18 protein-coding genes are annotated in these 17,346 nt (G+C 58.1%); 8 read left to right on the plus strand and 10 right to left on the minus strand.

Annotated elements, in window-relative coordinates; all coding sequences use genetic code 11:
• Nucleotides 1-174: 174 nt before the first annotated feature.
• The 10 genes from ACOYQJ_RS24300 to ACOYQJ_RS24345 form a co-directional block, all read right to left on the minus strand.
• A complete protein-coding gene (locus tag ACOYQJ_RS24300; protein WP_422908493.1) occupies nucleotides 175-2,376 on the minus strand; it encodes a helix-hairpin-helix domain-containing protein in 2,202 nt (733 codons plus the stop codon).
• A complete protein-coding gene (locus ACOYQJ_RS24305; protein ID WP_422908494.1) occupies nucleotides 2,376-2,813 on the minus strand; it encodes an EcoRII N-terminal effector-binding domain-containing protein in 438 nt (145 codons plus the stop codon). Before ACOYQJ_RS24305 ends, ACOYQJ_RS24300 begins: the two co-directional genes overlap by 1 nt.
• Nucleotides 2,810-4,630 carry a DEAD/DEAH box helicase gene (locus tag ACOYQJ_RS24310; protein ID WP_422908495.1) on the minus strand — a complete coding sequence of 607 codons (1,821 nt, stop codon included), beginning with the start codon at nucleotides 4,628-4,630 and terminating at the stop codon, nucleotides 2,810-2,812. The genes ACOYQJ_RS24305 and ACOYQJ_RS24310 overlap by 4 nt, the downstream gene beginning before the upstream one ends.
• Nucleotides 4,623-5,450, minus strand: coding sequence for an HNH endonuclease (locus tag ACOYQJ_RS24315; protein WP_422908496.1), 828 nt, complete (start codon nucleotides 5,448-5,450; stop codon nucleotides 4,623-4,625). Before ACOYQJ_RS24315 ends, ACOYQJ_RS24310 begins: the two co-directional genes overlap by 8 nt.
• Nucleotide 5,451: 1 nt before the next feature.
• Complete coding sequence (locus tag ACOYQJ_RS24320; RefSeq protein ID WP_422908497.1) at nucleotides 5,452-7,092, minus strand: ATP-binding protein; 1,641 nt, start codon at nucleotides 7,090-7,092, stop codon at nucleotides 5,452-5,454.
• A 36-nt stretch (nucleotides 7,093-7,128) separates the two neighbouring features.
• Entirely contained in the window at nucleotides 7,129-7,557 is a 429-nt protein-coding gene (locus tag ACOYQJ_RS24325) for a very short patch repair endonuclease (RefSeq protein WP_422908529.1), read from the minus strand.
• Nucleotides 7,558-7,567: 10 nt separating this feature from the next.
• The gene (dcm, locus tag ACOYQJ_RS24330; protein ID WP_422908498.1) at nucleotides 7,568-8,641 is read right to left on the minus strand and encodes a DNA (cytosine-5-)-methyltransferase; all 1,074 of its coding nucleotides are present in this window, start codon (nucleotides 8,639-8,641) and stop codon (nucleotides 7,568-7,570) included.
• Between the two features lie 262 nt (nucleotides 8,642-8,903).
• A complete protein-coding gene (locus tag ACOYQJ_RS24335; RefSeq protein ID WP_422908499.1) occupies nucleotides 8,904-9,287 on the minus strand; it encodes a hypothetical protein in 384 nt (127 codons plus the stop codon).
• A complete protein-coding gene (locus tag ACOYQJ_RS24340) occupies nucleotides 9,284-10,591 on the minus strand; it encodes a recombinase family protein (RefSeq protein WP_422908500.1) in 1,308 nt (435 codons plus the stop codon). Before ACOYQJ_RS24340 ends, ACOYQJ_RS24335 begins: the two co-directional genes overlap by 4 nt.
• Nucleotides 10,588-11,040 carry a DUF2924 domain-containing protein gene (locus ACOYQJ_RS24345; protein ID WP_422908501.1) on the minus strand — a complete coding sequence of 151 codons (453 nt, stop codon included), beginning with the start codon at nucleotides 11,038-11,040 and terminating at the stop codon, nucleotides 10,588-10,590. The genes ACOYQJ_RS24340 and ACOYQJ_RS24345 overlap by 4 nt, the downstream gene beginning before the upstream one ends.
• 461 nt (nucleotides 11,041-11,501) lie before the next feature.
• On the opposite strand from ACOYQJ_RS24345, the gene ACOYQJ_RS24350 reads away from it, so the two are divergent.
• The 8 genes from ACOYQJ_RS24350 to ACOYQJ_RS24385 all read left to right on the plus strand — a co-directional run bounded on the left by ACOYQJ_RS24350 (nucleotide 11,502) and on the right by ACOYQJ_RS24385 (nucleotide 17,341).
• Complete coding sequence (locus ACOYQJ_RS24350) at nucleotides 11,502-12,305, plus strand: hypothetical protein (RefSeq protein ID WP_422908502.1); 804 nt, start codon at nucleotides 11,502-11,504, stop codon at nucleotides 12,303-12,305.
• A complete protein-coding gene (locus ACOYQJ_RS24355) occupies nucleotides 12,302-14,164 on the plus strand; it encodes a 7-cyano-7-deazaguanine synthase (RefSeq protein ID WP_422908503.1) in 1,863 nt (620 codons plus the stop codon). Before ACOYQJ_RS24350 ends, ACOYQJ_RS24355 begins: the two co-directional genes overlap by 4 nt.
• Nucleotides 14,165-14,303: 139 nt before the next feature.
• Nucleotides 14,304-14,579, plus strand: a complete 276-nt coding sequence (locus ACOYQJ_RS24360; protein ID WP_422908530.1) for a helix-turn-helix transcriptional regulator — start codon at nucleotides 14,304-14,306, stop codon at nucleotides 14,577-14,579.
• A gap of 109 nt (nucleotides 14,580-14,688) precedes the next feature.
• Entirely contained in the window at nucleotides 14,689-14,949 is a 261-nt protein-coding gene (locus ACOYQJ_RS24365) for a hypothetical protein (RefSeq protein WP_422908504.1), read from the plus strand.
• An 18-nt stretch (nucleotides 14,950-14,967) separates the two neighbouring features.
• Nucleotides 14,968-15,321 (plus strand): hypothetical protein, encoded by a 354-nt coding sequence (locus ACOYQJ_RS24370; protein WP_422908505.1) that lies wholly within the window; start codon nucleotides 14,968-14,970, stop codon nucleotides 15,319-15,321.
• Nucleotides 15,321-15,854, plus strand: coding sequence for a hypothetical protein (locus tag ACOYQJ_RS24375; protein WP_422908506.1), 534 nt, complete (start codon nucleotides 15,321-15,323; stop codon nucleotides 15,852-15,854). The genes ACOYQJ_RS24370 and ACOYQJ_RS24375 overlap by 1 nt, the downstream gene beginning before the upstream one ends.
• Nucleotides 15,851-16,726 (plus strand): ATP-binding protein, encoded by an 876-nt coding sequence (locus ACOYQJ_RS24380; protein WP_422908507.1) that lies wholly within the window; start codon nucleotides 15,851-15,853, stop codon nucleotides 16,724-16,726. Before ACOYQJ_RS24375 ends, ACOYQJ_RS24380 begins: the two co-directional genes overlap by 4 nt.
• Nucleotides 16,727-16,747: 21 nt before the next feature.
• Nucleotides 16,748-17,341: a hypothetical protein gene (locus ACOYQJ_RS24385; protein WP_422908508.1), complete on the plus strand. Its 594-nt coding sequence runs from the start codon at nucleotides 16,748-16,750 to the stop codon at nucleotides 17,339-17,341.
• Nucleotides 17,342-17,346 lie beyond the last annotated feature (5 nt).

The following is a 17,346-nucleotide window of genomic DNA, read 5'->3' on the forward strand; positions in this document are numbered from 1 at the left end:
TCACTAACGACGTCGCTATGCACGTGTCTTAATGGATCACACCAAAATCAGGCAGGCGGTGCCAATCGGGCGGTTACGATGGAACAGAAATTCAAACTGCAATTATTAGATATGACTCGTGCGATTGCTGTTCTTCACGGTGATCGCTGCCAACCATCTGTGGGATCCACAATTCTAGTGCGTTCTCCGAAAGCCCTTCAATTTGATACGGATTGGGGACGTTGCTTCAGCCACTTCTTCGGTCTCGAACGGCTCCTCTTCTTCAACGATAGGCGCGGCAGCCATTCGTGTGTATCGGCCTAGACGGCCGTAGGGGTACCCGGTGAGCACGGCGATCATCGTCGGCATGGCAGGCTCCACATCACCCTCATCGATACCGAAGGTGGCAGCTAGATATCTCTGGAACAGTTCGGCGTCCCCGTTCGCTTCGTCGAACACCTCGTTGATACGGTACCAGATCCTAACGAAAACCGGACGTAAAGCGATACCCGCAAGCGCCTGATCGCCCCCGAGTATGACCTCGTTGAGCCATGCAAGCGTGTCTGTCTCCTCCCGTTTCACGCTGGGCCCATAGGTGTCCAAGACCTCCGCGGTCTTTTCCATGGTCAGTCGCGTGGCCATGGAGCGCGCGGTTCGCAGGACGAATATCTCGCGGGAACGCATCCGTGGTGGATTAGCGGCGAGGATATCCGATACGTTGGCCGCAAGATCCCGCATGAATTCCCGAGGACCGGACGGATCGTCTTCAGGGAGTGCGCGCACGCCGATTGTCTTAAGGTAGGTCTTCCGGTCGAAATGCTGATCCTCATCGAGAGATGCTAACACGTGGTCCAAGTGCGCGATGGCAGTCCTGTAGTGTGCGCCGGAAGCGCGTGATACGGTTCCCTGCCTAATGGCCGAAATCAAATCCCCTATAGTATCTAAGCCACGTTGGCGTAGCGCCCGCGCCGCGCGTCCGATTTGAAGGTGACGCAGTGGGATGTTCCGGTCAGCTTCGGACAGCGTCAGCAGGCGTGGATCGAGCCGTGTGGCATCCCCGAATACGGAGGTGGCCATGACTTCGCCGGTGATCACTGTCGCAATCAGTGGCAGGTGCTCGAGAAGTATGGCGCGGTCAGCGCCCCATGTTTCGACCAGGCCGTCAACCAACGCGGCGAAGGTGATGTCTTCTTCCGCATCCGCGAAATTTGCGGCTGCTCGCTTCCAGTAATCGGCAAATTCCGGACGGAAATGAACATCCAGATGCGCGTAGTCATCGTTGACAAGCGCCGCCGCCAGCGCCTCGAGAAGCTTGGCTTCTTTTTGACGGACCCTTTCACGGGTGATCGGCTCGGGAAGGGATGACCCTATGTCTTCTAGGGTCGCGCGCTGGTGAGGCGGTTTCGAAATTCGATCGGCGATAATCTTCTGCAACACAGGGTCGTGAAGCGTCTGGCCGAGTTGGCCCAGTGTGATGCCAACCATGGCCGCAAAGCTGTTCCCGTCGAGCGCCAGACTTTCTACCGGGAGAAGCGGGATGTCGATCGCGGCGCAATACCGATCCCAATCAACGTTCCCGTCTTTGTCCTGCGCTTCTTGGAGGCTTTGCAGCGCTTTTTCGATTTTGCGCAGTGTGCTTCGCCCCATGCCCGGCAACGCAAGTAGTGTATCTGACCCAGCTGCCGCAAGCTCCCCTACGCTACCATACCCCGCGGTTTTCAACGTTTTGGTCTTGGTACCGGCATGCAGGATACCTATTCCAAAGTTCGAAGTCTGTTCGTGAAATTCGTATGTCGCCCTCTCCTTAACAGCGTTCCGGGCCTCAGCACTGCCACTGACACCAATCGGAAATCTCAAAGCCAGCAGTTCCGAAGAGAGTTGTCCTTCGCGGAGGTCATTTACCAATTGCACGAGCTTCCTGAAGAAGTCGGCACGTTTCTTTCCACCCATGCCCGGTACATCGGCTATCCCTGACCGAAGACCCTCGGCTAGCTTTCCGAGCGTGTCGTAACCGGCTCGTGCTAACATGGCCCCGGCGTTCGCGAAACTATCCCTGTCGACTGCGCAGACCGGGGTGTCGTTGTCGAAAGCCTCTAACTCCTGACAAGTCAGACACATATCGTGGAATTCGAAATCTCTGGCTTCCCAATAGGCATACCAATCCGGACCCGTCGGGGTGCTCACCTCTGCAAGTGCATCCAGAACAACCAGCGCTTGCTGGCACTCAGCCACTGAATGACCTTGCGTTCCGATGAAGTGGATCAAGTCTTCAACGTTGCTTATGCCGTATTGATGCAACGCGTCCTTTGTTCCCGTAGGCATCTGCAGGTATTCCAGCGGATACTTCGCGGCGTGGGCAATCAGGAACGGGAAACCTGTCAACTTGATGCTTGTCATCAATGGACGCGCCGCCAACCTTTGAGGCGGAGCCTTGGAGGTGCCGCCTGATTCTTTTGATCGGTTTCTTCTTCAGCATGCACAACACGGATTCGGTACTCTGATTGCCCTTGATCGCGGCTGATCTCAAAGGCATCTCCTGCTCGCGCTCGTTGGCCTCGGAACCACGCTGTCATATGGGTGATGCGATACTCGTTCCGCGTCCCATTTTCGTCATGCAGCTTGTTGTTGTAGTAGACAAACCGGAAGCGGTGGACCTCGCTGTCTTCATCAATACAAGTGATCCACGCGTCAGGGTTCTTCCCCTCCGGGTTCAGGGGCGGAAGGAACGACAGCAGGTCGGTTTCACCCTTCGGAATCAGAACGCCCCCCTGATGTCCCCCGGTCGAACCCACATCGTTGGAACTCAGGATCTTTCTGAATGCAGTTCGCGTCATGATTTCCCCGGTTGAATGGCCAGTGCCCGATCAATATCCTCGCGGTCTCGCGTGGCCATCGGCATTATTTCATTGCCAAGTTCGTGTTTCCAGGCGGACCGGTCAAGCATCACCCGTTCCACCGTGTCTTCGTAAAAGAGACGATAAATCGTGACAGGCAGTGTCTGGCCCCTTCGATGCGCCCTCGCACTCGCTTGGGCCTCGAGCGCCGGGTTCCAAACTGGTGTATAGTGGATGACGATCGTTGCCGCGGTTATGTTCAATCCGGCGCCGGCCGCCTTCGGATTGAGCACGAGGCAGCCCGGCCCTTCATGGGCACTGAACTTGTCAATTATCGTCTGGCGGTCGGATTGATCGGTGCTGCCATTGATCGCGCCCCAGTATGCTTCGGGCAGCCCTTTGGCGGCCTGCCGGATGAGGTCCCCTAGGCGGTTGAACAAGGCAAAAATGATCACCTTCCTGCCGTTTGCGAACGCCTCGTGAAGGAGTTCGACGGTACGTTCCATCTTGGGTGTCATCAGAGACAGGCCGGATGAACGGTCCACCTCGGCGAATTCGCCGTCAATGTCGTCAATTCGAGTTTGTCGAAGCCATGGGTGCGCGCAGACGAGTTGCAGCTGAAGCGTTGCCACCAAGGCGCCAGCTACAGGGTAACGTTCCAGCGTTTCTTCCCTGACTGCTTGATAGTGATCAATAAGACCCTCGTCCAGATCCAGCGGAAGATCGATGTCAATCCTCTCGGGCAGATCGTCGGCAACGTCGGATACCCTGCGCTTCAAAATCACCGGATCCGTGATCCGGCCAAGCTCGGCCGCCGCCTCGAGGGAATCTGGATAATCTGTTTCGAATTCTCGGCGGGCTCCCAGCAGACCCGGGATTGCAAAATCGATGAGTGACCAAAGATCAAGAAGAGTGTTCTCGACCGGTGTGCCGGTCATGGGAATTGCTCTTCTTCGCGGAATGGACGTTATCGCCCTGCGCCGGTTAGAGTCGGGGTTCTTGATCGCTTGTGCCTCGTCGCAAATGACCCAAGACCACTCGAAGGCCGAAAATAGCGCGATGTCATTGACCATTGTGTCATATGTCGTAATCACGACGTTACTTTTTTGGAGGCCGCGAAATACGCCCGTCCTTCCCGGCCCACGATGGACATGGACCGATAGAGAGGGTCCGAATTGACCGATCTCACGAACCCAGTTCGCAATAAGGCTTGTCGGACAGACCACAAGCGCCGGTGCGCTTTCTGGCGGTTTGTCCATCAAAAGCAAAGCTATGATCTGCAGAGTTTTACCCAACCCCATCTCGTCCGCGAGGATCAGGCCGCTTGTATTTTTCAGCGTGCGCCGCATCCATTCCACACCCTTCGCCTGATAAGGGTAGAGGGTCGCTTGAAGTCCGGATATTTTAACGCTGTCCGGAAGAGGTGCCGCAGCTTCGGTGCCGGATGCCTGAAATCTCTCTGTGGCCGAGACCGGTATGAGTCCGGTTTTGTCACTCAAAAAATCAATGGCCGTCTTGAACGCGAGGTTCTCGGGATCCGCGCCGTCCAGCATAGATTTGAAAATCTCGGGAGCATCCGCTGGAATAGGTCGCAGAGTGTTTCCGTCTTGAACCCAGGCGTGTGCACACGACGGAGTGCTCAGTAGTCTGCGACGCCCCTTGATCGTTCTCACACCGACAAGTTGGGCATTTATGCCGCCTTCGGTGCGGTCGATTTGTACCTCCGCGTCGAGGATGCGGTCCGACAGCGCGTAGCCGTTCGGCGGGGAATGCGCCAACTCCCGGAAGGAGGTGGGCCACTTTTTCAAGTCAAGCATGCCCAGTCTCCATGCACGCGGCCAGTTCCTCCAGCGTGAGCGGCCAAGGGCGGCGCGTATGCACAGCCCTATGACAGTTGGGACAGAGCGGCACGAGGTCCGTTTCTGGATCATACGGGCGTGGGTGTCCCAGCATTGAAACCGGTTCTAGATGATGCACCTCGATTATGCCGCCAGCGTCACCGTAGCGGCTTTTTGGATCCAATCGGCAGCAACCGCAGTAAGCGCCGTGAATACGAAGACATAGCAGCCTGTTTCGAGGGTTTCGTTCTCTCCTGCTAACGGTTGCCCTGCTCAAACCGCCCTCGACCTCAGGGATTTCCGATACGGATGGATCCTCGACGACGTCATATCCGATCAACTCTGCCATCGCCGCCATAAGCGGAATGATCACCTCCCGACAGGTTTCAATGATAGCTGCGTCTTCATGAGGTAGGTTCTGATCATGTCGATAGAGCGCTTCGATACGGAATCCGCCATCTCTTACAAGCCACTCATCCCCGAGGTGACCCGGTATATCAATCTCCGCTGATTGTGCGACCGATCTGACAAGAGAACGGGCAAGTTGAACGTCCTCCAGGCTCGCATTTGAAATCTGTTCCAGAACCCGGGCCGAGAACGATCCGAACCCAAGGCTGACGCTGTGGGATTTTAGTCCATGCGGCTTGAGCTCCGCGACGGGGCCGTGCTTTTCGTCCAGATCGTTGAACCAGATGCGCAAGCCTTTGCGCCTTCCCGTCTCCAGCACTCGGACTGCGGTGGTGGCGCCGGTTCCCAGCGCCAAAGCATCGGCGATGAGATCAAGCTTACGGGCGAGCACCTCAACTGTCTCCGCTCTCGCTCAGGTCCGCGCTGTCGGGAAGCGGTACATCCCTGAGAAGCTTTTTGAGATTCGACGAGACGACATCGCGGATGTCCTCGAAGATCGGAGCAAGCTCCTCGTTGGAGTAGTCCATCTCGGATACGGCAAAAGCCCATAGGAGCAAGTCCATGCCTTGGACAGAGTATCCGTTTGCCCCTGCTCTCTGATAAATCTTCTGATAAAAATCGTGATGCTTATTCAGTTCGACACCCGGAACGTGTCCTGATGTGTTTTCACTGCGCAGTACTGGCACCCAGAGATCCCCGGAGGTTATCGTCTCGACCGCATCGACATGAATTTTGTCGTGGTCGACGTTGTTCTGGATTGGCTGTCGGATCTTGATCCCGGCCCCGTGCGTGTTCGTCACCACGGCTGTCTGGGTCTCTTCGTCCACACTTTCAACCCTAGGCTTCTTCGCAGTCGGCGTTGCGCTGATCGAGGTGTTGGCGGAAGAATGGTTCAAGACCGATTTGACCGCGGCTTCTTTTTCTTTGCGCCTGTAACGGTTGTTCGCCTCGCGGCGCGCATTACTGAGCAGTTCGGCCAGATACTCTTCAAGGGCGGGGTCGAACAAGATTTGTGATTTCTTGACATCCACATAAAGCGCTTCGTCAAGCTCGTATCCGAATTCAAACTCGATCCTGAGTAGAGACATGTGAGGTTCGAAAGTTCCATGCGCCCCGAAGACACCCAACCAGCCGCCTTGATTGATAAGTCGGCCTTGCCTGAAAATGTAAAAGCCTTGCCCCCTGTTCGTAATATTCGCCTTCTTACGCTGCTCTGTCGTCAACGTGTTGCGATGCGGCAGGATCCATGCACGAATTCCTGCCGCCCCCAATAAATCACCGTCATCCCCTTCGATAGGTATCTCTTGCTGTTTTTCGGAGAGCACCTGTTCGGACATTTCGGGGTAGAATGGGTTCCATGCCTCGACGGCTTCATCGTTGACCGACATGGTGACATGGCGCTCGCGTGTGTCTTCCGCGTCGAGAAACCGATGATAGATCAGCGCAAGGTGGTCCATAAGACCTTTTCGAAGCCGCTTGATCGCCGCCTGCTCTTTGGAGCCACCGGGCTCGTCGTAGTGCTTCGAAAGTATGCGGTCACATTTTGACCAGACCACCAGTGTGCCATTGTCCCCGCACAATTCCTCGAACGCCTCTTGCTCATGTGGTTCGATAGGGTCACGGCGCATTTCCCAGCGGCCGGTGTCTTCCACATGATCAAGGTCCCACGCGAGCTTGTTCATGGGTGCCTCAGGATCTTTTCGGGAAATAATCGCGAAGTGCCGGCAGACCGAACTGGAGGCGGTTTTAAGGCCCAGCCCAAACTTGCCGAGGCTTGCGAGGTTTTTCCTCACTGGGGCACCATAGCGCATGGCTGCGTGAAGTTCGGCATCATTCATGCCGTCCCCATCGTCGCCAAAGTAGACGTATTTTCTCCCCTCAGTGGTGATCTCGATCCGGACATGTACCTCAGCGGCGTTGGCCGCGATGGAATTGTCGACAATGTCGGCTGCGGCCGTCCGGAAGTTGTAGCCCGTATCCCGAAGTCCGAATATAAGTCTGGAGGCGTCCGGTTCATTGATTAGGTCAGACAATCGTTTTCCTTTCCATTCCGAGCTGTTCCGAAAAAATTACTGATTATCCGGAACTTGAATGATCCGCACCTCATGATGCAACCATTTGGAGATGGTATCGACCAGTTTCCCTGAAGAAGAGTCGCGCGTCGCGCACTCCCAGACGACGAGCACACGCCACCCCGCTTCTTCGAGTTCCTTGATCTGCCTCGCATCCCGTTCCGTGTTTCGCGCCAGTTTTTCCTTCCAGAAGTCAGTATTGGATTTCGGTATGCGAAAATTCCGGCACCCCATATGGGCGTGCCAGAAACACCCGTGGATGAGTATCACGGACTTGTACTTTGGGAGAACGATGTCAGGTGAACCAGGTAAATCCCTCGCGTGAAGGCGATACCTGAAACCCAAGGCATGGAGACCTTGGCGGACCAACATTTCGGGTTTCGTGTCCCTCGAACCGATTCGTGACATCATTTCTGATCTGCTCATCGGGGCCTTTTCAGCCAAACAGTTCACTCCGTGGTCTAATGGCGACGGTGTTCGTGATCCACGGGCTCATGGACTCGGCGATGGCGACCGCGACTGGCGCGGCGACCGCATTTCCGAATTGACGGTAAGCCTGTGCGTCGGAAACCGGGATGCTCCATGGACGGTTGGAGCCGGGACGGTCGAAGCCCATGAGGCGGGCGCATTCGCGTGGCGTCAGTCGCCGAGGGTTCTTTCCTTGCTGTGCGATCAGAATTTCAGATCCGTCCTTGTAGTATCTTGCGCTGAGGGTCCGGGCGACGCTTTCAGGAGTGCACAGGCCGAAGCCGAAGCCGTTGCCTGCCGCTTTATGTTTGGCGGCGTAGTTCTGGAGGTAGGTCCAAAGCTTGTCAGACAGAGTGTACTTGTCCGCAACTCGTCCGAGCCGCCCTTCGGTGTAGGGAGGCTCGGCAGTCTCGGAACCATCCTCGGGATGCAGGATGTCCGAGAGCCGCGGGTTCGGTCCTGGAGGGATTACCACATCGTCGAGGCAGAAACGCGTAGGAACATCACGCCGGAAACCCGAGATGAAGATTCGCTCACGGTGTTGTGGCACCCAAGAGCGTGCGTCGATCACTTTGTGGTCGACATCGTAACCGAGTTCGTCAAGCGCATGCAGGATGACCCTCATGGTGTTGCCCTTGTCGTGGGACAGGAGGTTCTTGACGTTTTCGAGTAGGAAAGCGCGCGGGCGATGGCGTGCGATTATTCTCACGACATCAAAAAAAAGTGTTCCTTGGGTCTCATCCAGAAAGCCATGAGCGCGTCCCAGGGAGTTCTTTTTGCTTACCCCGGCGATGCTGAAAGGCTGGCATGGGAAGCCAGCAAGCAAGACATCGTGAGCAGGAATTTCCGCTTCCCGTATCTGCGTGATGTCACCAGTGAGTGGGTGCTCGTCTTCGAAATTCGCGGAGTAGGTTTCTTGCGAGAAGCGGTTCCACTCGCTAGTGAATACACAGGTTCCGCCGACAGCTTCGAAACCGACGCGCAAACCTCCGATGCCGGCAAACAGGTCAATGAAGCTAAAACTACTCGGCGATTTGTGCATGTGCTGACCCTCTCTGATGGTACCATATCTAGCTTTCGATCTAGATGGAATAACAAGAGCGCAGGAATAAATCATGAACATCTGCGTGTTCCGAAAAATCCGTTCCTCGACGGTCGGTCTCGAAAGCAAGTCGTTCTAGCGGCGGCCTTGCAGTGATCGGCGATCGCGCGGGTTGCCTTGGAGTAGGGCTGAAATGCAGCAACGCTGACTGCTGAAAAATGCAGCGCGGCACGAACGTAATCGTGGCGGCTAGAATGTTCCGCTAGCCAAAGCGTTCCAGCTGTTGTCGCCATTCCATCGGAAATGGCTCCAGAAGCCGCGCCAGCGTCACCTCTGGCTCCTGCCTACCATCCAGGATGACATCGACGATGTCTGGCGCGACCAGCGTCAACCGCATGACGCGCGTCAAGTAGGACGGCGCGATGCCCTCGTGTCCGGCCAGCTCGGCGATGGTCGTGAATTCGCCGGATTCGAGCATACGCTTCCAGCGAAATGCCCGAGCCAGTGCTTTGACCAAGGTATTGTCAGTCTTGCTTGTGCTTGATGCCCCGTCCGGCAGCCGCATCTCCTTGCGGCCCCCGCGTTTCACGAGGCTGAACGGGATGTGCACTGTCACCGTTTCCGGCACTGCCTTCCCGCGGGTCATGCCGCCGTTCCGAGATCAGCTATCATTTCTCGTGCCAGCCCACTCAGGCCATCCATGCGGAGGCGAACATTCAGCCCGTCCGTGCCAATATCAATCCGCTCGATCAGCAGCGCCGCGATGCGGGCCTGCTCGGCGGGGAAGAGTTCGTCCCAGAGTGGGTCAAGACGGGTCAGTGCCTCGCGGGTGTCGGCTTCGGTGATATCGCCATTCTCCGAGCGGGCTGCTTTCGACGTTCTGGCCACAATCTCGGGTTGGCGGAACACCACGCGGAGTTGGCCGATCACGGCGGTTTCGATTTCGCCCGCTGGAACACGGCCGACCGGGCATGATCCTGCACCGTGCCTCAAAACCGTCTGGCTGACATAGTAGCGGTAGAGCTTGCCACCCTTGCGGGTATGCGTTGGCGAAAAGGCCGCCCCGTCGGGGCCGTAGAGCAGCCCCTTCAGCAGCGCCGGTGTGTCGGCCCGGGTGCGGGCTGCACGCTTGCGGGGGCTTTCGGTCAGGATGGAGTGGACCTTGTCCCAGATCGCGCGGTCGATGATGGCGTCATGTTCGCCGGGGTAGCTATCGCCCTTGTGCACCGCTTCGCCGATATAGGCGCGGTTATTCAGCATCCGGTACAGGTACTTCTTGTCGATCCGGTTGCCGCGCGGCGTGCGGATGCCGCGTTTCGCGACCTCCCGCGCTAGTTCCGTGCCTGAGCCGATCTCGAGGAAGCGGGCGAAGATCCAGCGAACATGCTCGGCGCGCTCATCGTCGACAACCAGCTTCCGGTTCTCGACACGGTAACCGAAAGGCGGGACGCCGCCCATCCACATGCCCTTCTTCCGGCTTGCGGCGACCTTGTCGCGGATGCGCTCCGCTGTCACCTCACGCTCGAACTGGGCGAAGCTGAGCAGGATATTCAGCGTCAGTCTGCCCATCGATGTGGTCGTGTTGAACGACTGCGTCACCGACACGAATGTCACGTCATTGCGGTCGAAGACTTCCACCAGCTTGGCGAAATCGGCCAGCGAGCGGCTAAGGCGATCGATTTTGTAAACGACCACCACGTCGACGAGGCCGTCCTCGATGTCCGCCATCAGCTGCTGCACTCCGGGGCGCTCAAGCGTGCTGCCGGAGATGCCACCGTCATCATATTGATCGCGCACCAGCACCCATCCTTCGGATCGCTGGCTGGCGATATAGGCCTCGCAGGCCTCCCGTTGCGCATGCAGGCTGTTGAATTCCTGCTCGAGCCCTTCCTCGGAGGATTTGCGCGTGTAGATCGCGCAGCGCAGTTTCCTGATAATCGGCTTGGTCATGCGCCCCTCCGGTGGTTTTTCAGGCCAAAGAACACCCAGCCGTTCCAGCGCGTGCCGGTGATGGCGCGGGCAATGGCCGACAGCGATTTGTAAGGGCGACCCTGCCAGTCAAAACCGTCGGCGGTGACGGTTACGACGTGTTCGACGCCTTGCCATTCACGGATCAAACGCGTGCCCACAATTGGAGTCAGGTCAGCGCGGATGCGGCTCTTCTTACGATCCCCGCCATCAAGTTGCTCGCCGAGGGCCTCCAGCCTTTTCACCGTTTCCGGCTTCAGACCACCATAGGCCAGCTCCTGGATGCGGTATGCGAGGCGGCTCTCAAGGTAGCGACGATTGAATGGCGGCGGCTCGCTGTCGAACAGGTCGCGCCACTGCTGTTTCAGGTCCGGCGTTGACGTCGTCTTAAGCGCGGCCAGGCGGGCGGGAATGGGATCTTGTTTGGTCATGCATTTCTCCGTTGAGTTGGAGTTGCATGACGCCATTCGTCGGCCGGATAGTGTAGACTACTTTCTCCAATTTCGTCAGATACTTCCGCCCGATCACGCATCCGCAACCGGACCAGCCCAACGGCCAGCAGACCACAAAGTTCGGCCCGGCGTTCGGTGGGGGCCATCAGTTCAGGCGGCAGGGCGTTTGGACCGCACAATTTCTTTTCCGATTTGTTCCGCATAGGGAAATCGCTACGCGGAGGTTCGGAAAAAACAAGCATAATCAACGAGGTATCTGGGTTGTGCGGAGACGTTCGAAATCATTCGAAAAATGGTGAACCCGCAACTCTCCTTGCGGGTGTGTGAAATTTGCCGTCTGTTTCCATAAAGTGAGTTGCCGTCCCTTTTGGGAGATTCGTTGTGCCTGCTGATCAATGCACAATCGGCGTAGAAGTTTTCGGCGGTGAACGCAGTATTGATTGAAAGCAAGGGATTTGGGGCACCAGCGACTTGGAAAACTACCAGCGTATCGTCTTTTGCCAGATATCATTCGGTATTTGGTGGATGGTGGCGCTCCAACTGAGGCGCTTGTTGAGCAGATCACTGAGTTCGGGCGGGAAGCCCTACAATTCGCCTTGAAGGATGATGTCTTTATTGAAGCGCTTTGGCTGCTTGTGCGCTTGCCTCAAGCCGCCGCCGCGCCGGATACAACGACGGCGAGCTCAGAAATTGACATCAACAAAGACGCCATCGCATCCGTTTCCGATATCCTGTTCCAGTATGACAGTGCCGTGGAACGGGCGCAGCGTCGGCTCCATCAGGACAATACAGACCTTGGCGAGATCGCTCGCCGAGCCGGTCTGACAGCCTTGGGAGACGGAATACAATCGAACCTTCCATCGCTTTGGCAGCCGAGCGCCGAGGATGTTCAGTCATCGCTGGCCGGGCTCAAGGGAACCGAAAAATTCGCTGATATGGCCCAGAATTTCTACGCCAACTTCGTGGAAAGGGTGATCCATTACTATGTCGATCGCAATTTGCACAACATGGTTGGCCCTGAACGCGTGGCGCGTTCCGTGCATGATCTTGGAAGTTTCGACCACGCAATCCGAAGGCATTGCAGTGAATCAGCCCTGATCATGCGTGCGTTTGCACGGGATTGGCTTGGAAGGAGCCACTATCGCGACGGCAAGGCCATTTCGCGGGCGGATATGCGGGCCTTTTCTGCCCATGCCGTCGAGAAGATCAGAACCGAACTTGCCATCCGGAAGGGGAAATCGTGAAACAGCACTTGATCGAATGCGGTGTGTCCGCCCCTTCGCAAGATGACGCGATTACCATGGATGTTCATGGGGACGCAAAGAACGTCAATCTGCGGATCGACTATATCAGCCGAACGATGTTGTCGAACCTGCCCGATCTACTGATTGATCTGCTGGAGGTCGCAGCTTATGTCTATTGCGCCGATCAACGCCTTATCAGGGGGTCCGACCAGCTTTCCAAGTTCGGAGAAAACTGGCGACGGAGTCTGAGGTTCTCGATCCCGGTCCGGGAATTGGATATTTGGCAGGACCCGGACGTCCAGGAAGTGCTCATTGACACTCTCGGATTTCTTTCCGACGACAGCTACACTTTCGAATTCCGACAGGCCGAGGCACCGGTTCAGCCCAAGGAGCTTTATTTCCGTGACCTGATCGACCCTACCAGCGAGCACGACGATGTTGCCTTGTTCTCTGGCGGCATCGATTCATTCGCGGGTGCCGTCACCGATCTGGTAGCAAACCACCAATCCCTCACTCTGGTTGGGCATTATTCGTCGACCAAGGTCCGGTCGGTTCAGGAGGGCCTTGTGGCCGAGTTGAAACAGCGAGGTCATGATCGACGTTTGTCCTACATCCCGGTCTGGGTCAGCAACGAGGGTGTTCGAGCCCGCGAGTTCACGCAGAGGACGCGCTCATTCCTGTTCGCCTGCCTCGGCCTTGTGGTCGCCAGAATGTCCGGTAAGGACAGCTTCAGTTTCTACGAAAACGGCGTGGTCAGCATCAACCTCCCACTTGCCGGCGACGTCGTAGGCGGACGTGCGACCCGCACAACTCACCCGAAGGTATTGCGGGGTCTCGAACAGCTCTTCTCCTTGCTGCTGGATCGCCAGATTCAAATCAAGACCCCACTTCAGTGGCTGACAAAGATGGAGGTCACGCAGTTGATTGCAGAAGCGGGCATGGCCGATCTTCTAGACCAGACAGTCAGCTGCACTCGGCCACGGAAATGGACGGACACCCAAAAACACTGCGGTGTTTGTTCCCAGTGCATCGACCGCCGGTTCGGAATTCTTGCGGCAGGGCTCGGCGAACACGAGCCGTCGGATCGCTACATGCGAGACTTGCTTCTCGACGACCGGAGCAGCGGTGACGATCTCCGAATGGCACTGGCATATGTTTCGTTGTTCAAAAAGGTCTCGGCGACAACGAAGGAGAGGTTCCTGGTGGATTTCCCCGAGATCGTATCTGCCGTCGGCCATTTTCCGGGCGTATCAACAACTGAGGCTGGTGATCGCCTTTTTGATTTGTTCCAGCGCCATGCCAAGTCGGTAGAGGGGGTCATTTCGGCGGCAGTCACCGAGCATAGTGCGTCCCTGTATAGAAGTGAGTTGCCGGCGACATCGCTGCTCGCCACGTGCTACAGCCGAGGCCATGTGGAAATCCCACCGCCCTCCAGCTATGACGCCGAAGCAAAGGCATTCATGGATCGCCTCACGACACCGGTCTTGGAGTTCGCGTTTGACGACGAGGCAAAACGTGTCCTTTTCAGAGGCGATCTGGTTCTGGAGGGGGCCAATTTCAGATTGGTCGACGCGATGATTGAAGCGTTCAGAGACGGCAAAAAGCGGCAAATGGAAGTGCAACATCTTCAGGCGCATGACTTGGCAGAGAAGCTTGGCGTATCCGAGCAATCAATGCGCCAGCAGTTAAGGCGGCTGCGCGAGGCGGTCGAACCTCTTGCCGTTTCGCTCGGGATTCCCATGGATCAGGATACAGTCATTCAAACCAAGGAGCGCGCCGGGTATCGAATCAACCCGCAATGTCGCGAGGTTGCCATCGCCGATATCATGGAGACGGTGTCGCTGGTCAGGAACGAATAAGGCAGGGACGTCACGGCCAAGGCCACCACACGTCACAGATAGCCCCCTCACAGCCCCGGTTTTCCGGGGCTTTTTCATGCCCGGACGTCACAAGAAAGTTCACGTCTGATCATATCGAAAAAGATCTAACCCGTTGAAAATGCTCGTGTGTCCAGATGCTTCGGCGCTGCTGGATGAAACCGAAGGCAATACAACGGAGGCAGGCATGTCACTCAGGCATCTGAATCAGATCGATCTCGCTGATCGCTGGAACATCTCTCATCGCACGCTCGAAAGGTGGCGCTGGACCGGAGAGGGTCCGCGCTTTGTGAAGCTCGGAGGGCGCGTCGTCTACCGATTGGCGGACGTCGAAGCATTCGAACGTGAGCAGGTTCGTTCGAGCACGTCGAGCAAACCCACATTGAAAACGGCATGAGCGCACAGGCCATGAAATCGGCTGATCGGGTGTCCCGATCCCTGCGGTGCAGTGGCTTTTCACATTCAGACGCCACCGCGCGCCCCACTCAAACCGAAAGTCGACCCGCATGATCCGCAAAGCCGACCTCTTGTCCGCAGACCTCAAGCGCATCCCCGGCCTCTACCGCCGCTGGGAGCTGCCGGAAATCCTGAAAAACCAGCGTGCATACCGCATCGAGAATGCGGGTTCCCATCAGGACGGGACGCCTCTCGTGGCGGTCTATGCCGACGCCGACGCGAGCCAGCCGGACGATCAGCACAACGCCGCAACAAAGGACGTTGAAGCGACCTCGGTCCCGTCTGGGACGACGCGGCAGCGGCCTGAGTAGAGGCGAAAGGAGGAGATCATGTTCATGCAAACTACACCCTTTATCACAGTCCGCGCCAGCCGACCGCTGTCGGAAATCGAGTTTGCCGCCTGGGTGGCGCAGGCCGTTCCCGGCGACCGACTGGAATACCATCGCGGCTTTCTGGTGCTCGACATCTTCCCTGTGTTTTCAGGGCTGTCGGAAGCGGCGCGGGCCGAGTTGAGCAGGCTTGGGTCGCGCGCCTTCTGGGCCGCCGAGCAGGGCCTCGTGCATCTCGTGCAGGAACGCCTGGGCCCGGATCAGTTCGCCTACATCGCCGTCGCCCGGCCCAAGCCCAAAGCCGCCGCTGCCTCCCTCTCCGAGCTGTTGCTCGCCGAACAGGAGGCCGCGTGATGCCCGCCTTCCAATCCTTTTTCACCGATCACGGAGACCCTTTCATGCCATTCCCCGAGAACACCCCCACGCCTGACGATCTGCCATCCCTCAGCGCAGCCGAAATCGCGGCGCTGCCGGTCGAGTTGCTGGCGATCCTGCAGCGCGAGATTGACGAGCGCCTGAAGCGCGACAAGGCGGCCAAGACCCGCTTCGATGCCGGACTGGCCGTCCGCTACGCCACCCGGGCCGCTGAGGAACGCCAGGCGGCTGGCAAAGACACCGGCTCGGTCCGCTTCGACGATGGTGATTTCACCGTGGTCGCCGATCTGCCGAAGCGGGTGGATTGGGATCAGGATCGGCTGGCCGACATGGTCGTGCGGATCCGTGATGCAGGCGACGACCCAGCCGAATATGTCGATCTTGCCTACAAGGTGCCCGAGCGCAAATTCGCCGCATGGCCCGAGGCCATCCGGGCCGGTTTCGAGCCCGCACGCACCGTCCGGCCCGGCACGCTGAAGGTCGAGATCCTCGCGCAGGGGGCCGACCAATGAGCCTCCCGATCATCAGTGCGGATCAGCGGCTGGCAGAGCCGCGCGGCATAAAGGGCTGCATCTTCGGGAAATCCGGCATTGGGAAGACCTCGCTGCTCTGGACCCTCGATGCCGACCGCACCTTGTTCATGGATCTCGAAGCGGGTGACCTCGCCATCGAGGGCTGGACGGGCGACAGCATCCGGCCGCGCACATGGACGGAATGCCGGGATTTCGCGGTGTTCATCGGCGGTCCCAACCCGGCGTTGCGCGATGAGCAGCCTTACAGCCCGGCGCACTATGCCGCCGTCTGCGACCGCTTTGGCGATCCCGCCGCACTGGACCGCTACGATACGATATTCGTGGACTCGATCACTGTCGCCGGGCGGCTGTGCTTTGGCTGGTGCAAAGGTCAGCCCGAAGCACTGTCGGAGAAAACCGGCAAGCCGGACGTCCGGGGTGCCTATGGGTTGCACGGCCGCGAGATGATCGGCTGGCTCACCCATCTGCAGCACACGCGGGCGAAGAACGTCTGGTTCGTCGGGATCCTCGACGAGAAGCTCGACGACTTCAATCGCAAGGTTTTCCAGCCGCAGATCGATGGCTCCAAGACTGGGTTGGAGCTGCCGGGGATCGTCGATGAGGTAATCACCATGGCGGAACTGAAGGCCGATGGCGGCGATCCGTATCGTGCCTTTGTCTGCCACACGATCAACCCCTGGGGCTTTCCGGCAAAGGACCGCTCCGGCCGCCTGGCACAAGTCGAAGAACCCCATCTTGGTCGCCTGATGGCGAAGATCCGGACGCCCGCAACACCGGCATCCGACCGGCTGACCTACGCCCCGCCGCCTGCCGATCCGGCCGGTGCCGACCAATCCCAACCGCAATCCTGATCATAGAAAAGGAGGTTCCCCATGGGTTCCTGGAACGATTTCAACGACGCGCAAAGCAACACCAACCTCATTCCCAAGGGCACGCTGGCCAAGGTGCGCCTGACGATCCGCCCCGGGGGGTTCGACGACGCCTCGCAAGGTTGGACTGGCGGTTATGCCACGCGCGGCTCCACTGGGGCTGTCTATCTCAACGGCGAGTTCACGGTGACCGAGGGACAATACGCCCGGCGCAAGATCTTCACCTTGATCGGGCTTCACAGCCCCAAGGGCCCGGACTGGGCCAACATGGGCCGCAGCCTGGTGCGCGGCATGCTGAACTCGGCGCGCGGGATTTCTGACAAAGACATGTCGCCCGAGGCGCAGGCAGCACGGCGCATCAGCGGTTTCGCCGATCTCGACGGCATCGAGTTCGTCGCCCGCATCGACATCGGTACGGACGCCAGCGGCGACGACAAGAACGAGATCCGCACCGCCGTCACGCCCGATCATCGCGACTATGCGCAGGCAATGGGCGCGGCACCGTCGACGGGTCTTCAACAACCCGCCGCCCATACGGCACCTGCGCTGCAACCTGCCACCGCATCTGTGCCGGGTCGCCCGGCATGGGCGCAGTAAGGGGC

The sequence above is a fragment of the Pacificoceanicola algae genome (genome assembly GCF_049341065.1).
Classification (GTDB): Bacteria; Pseudomonadota; Alphaproteobacteria; order Rhodobacterales; family Rhodobacteraceae; genus Pacificoceanicola.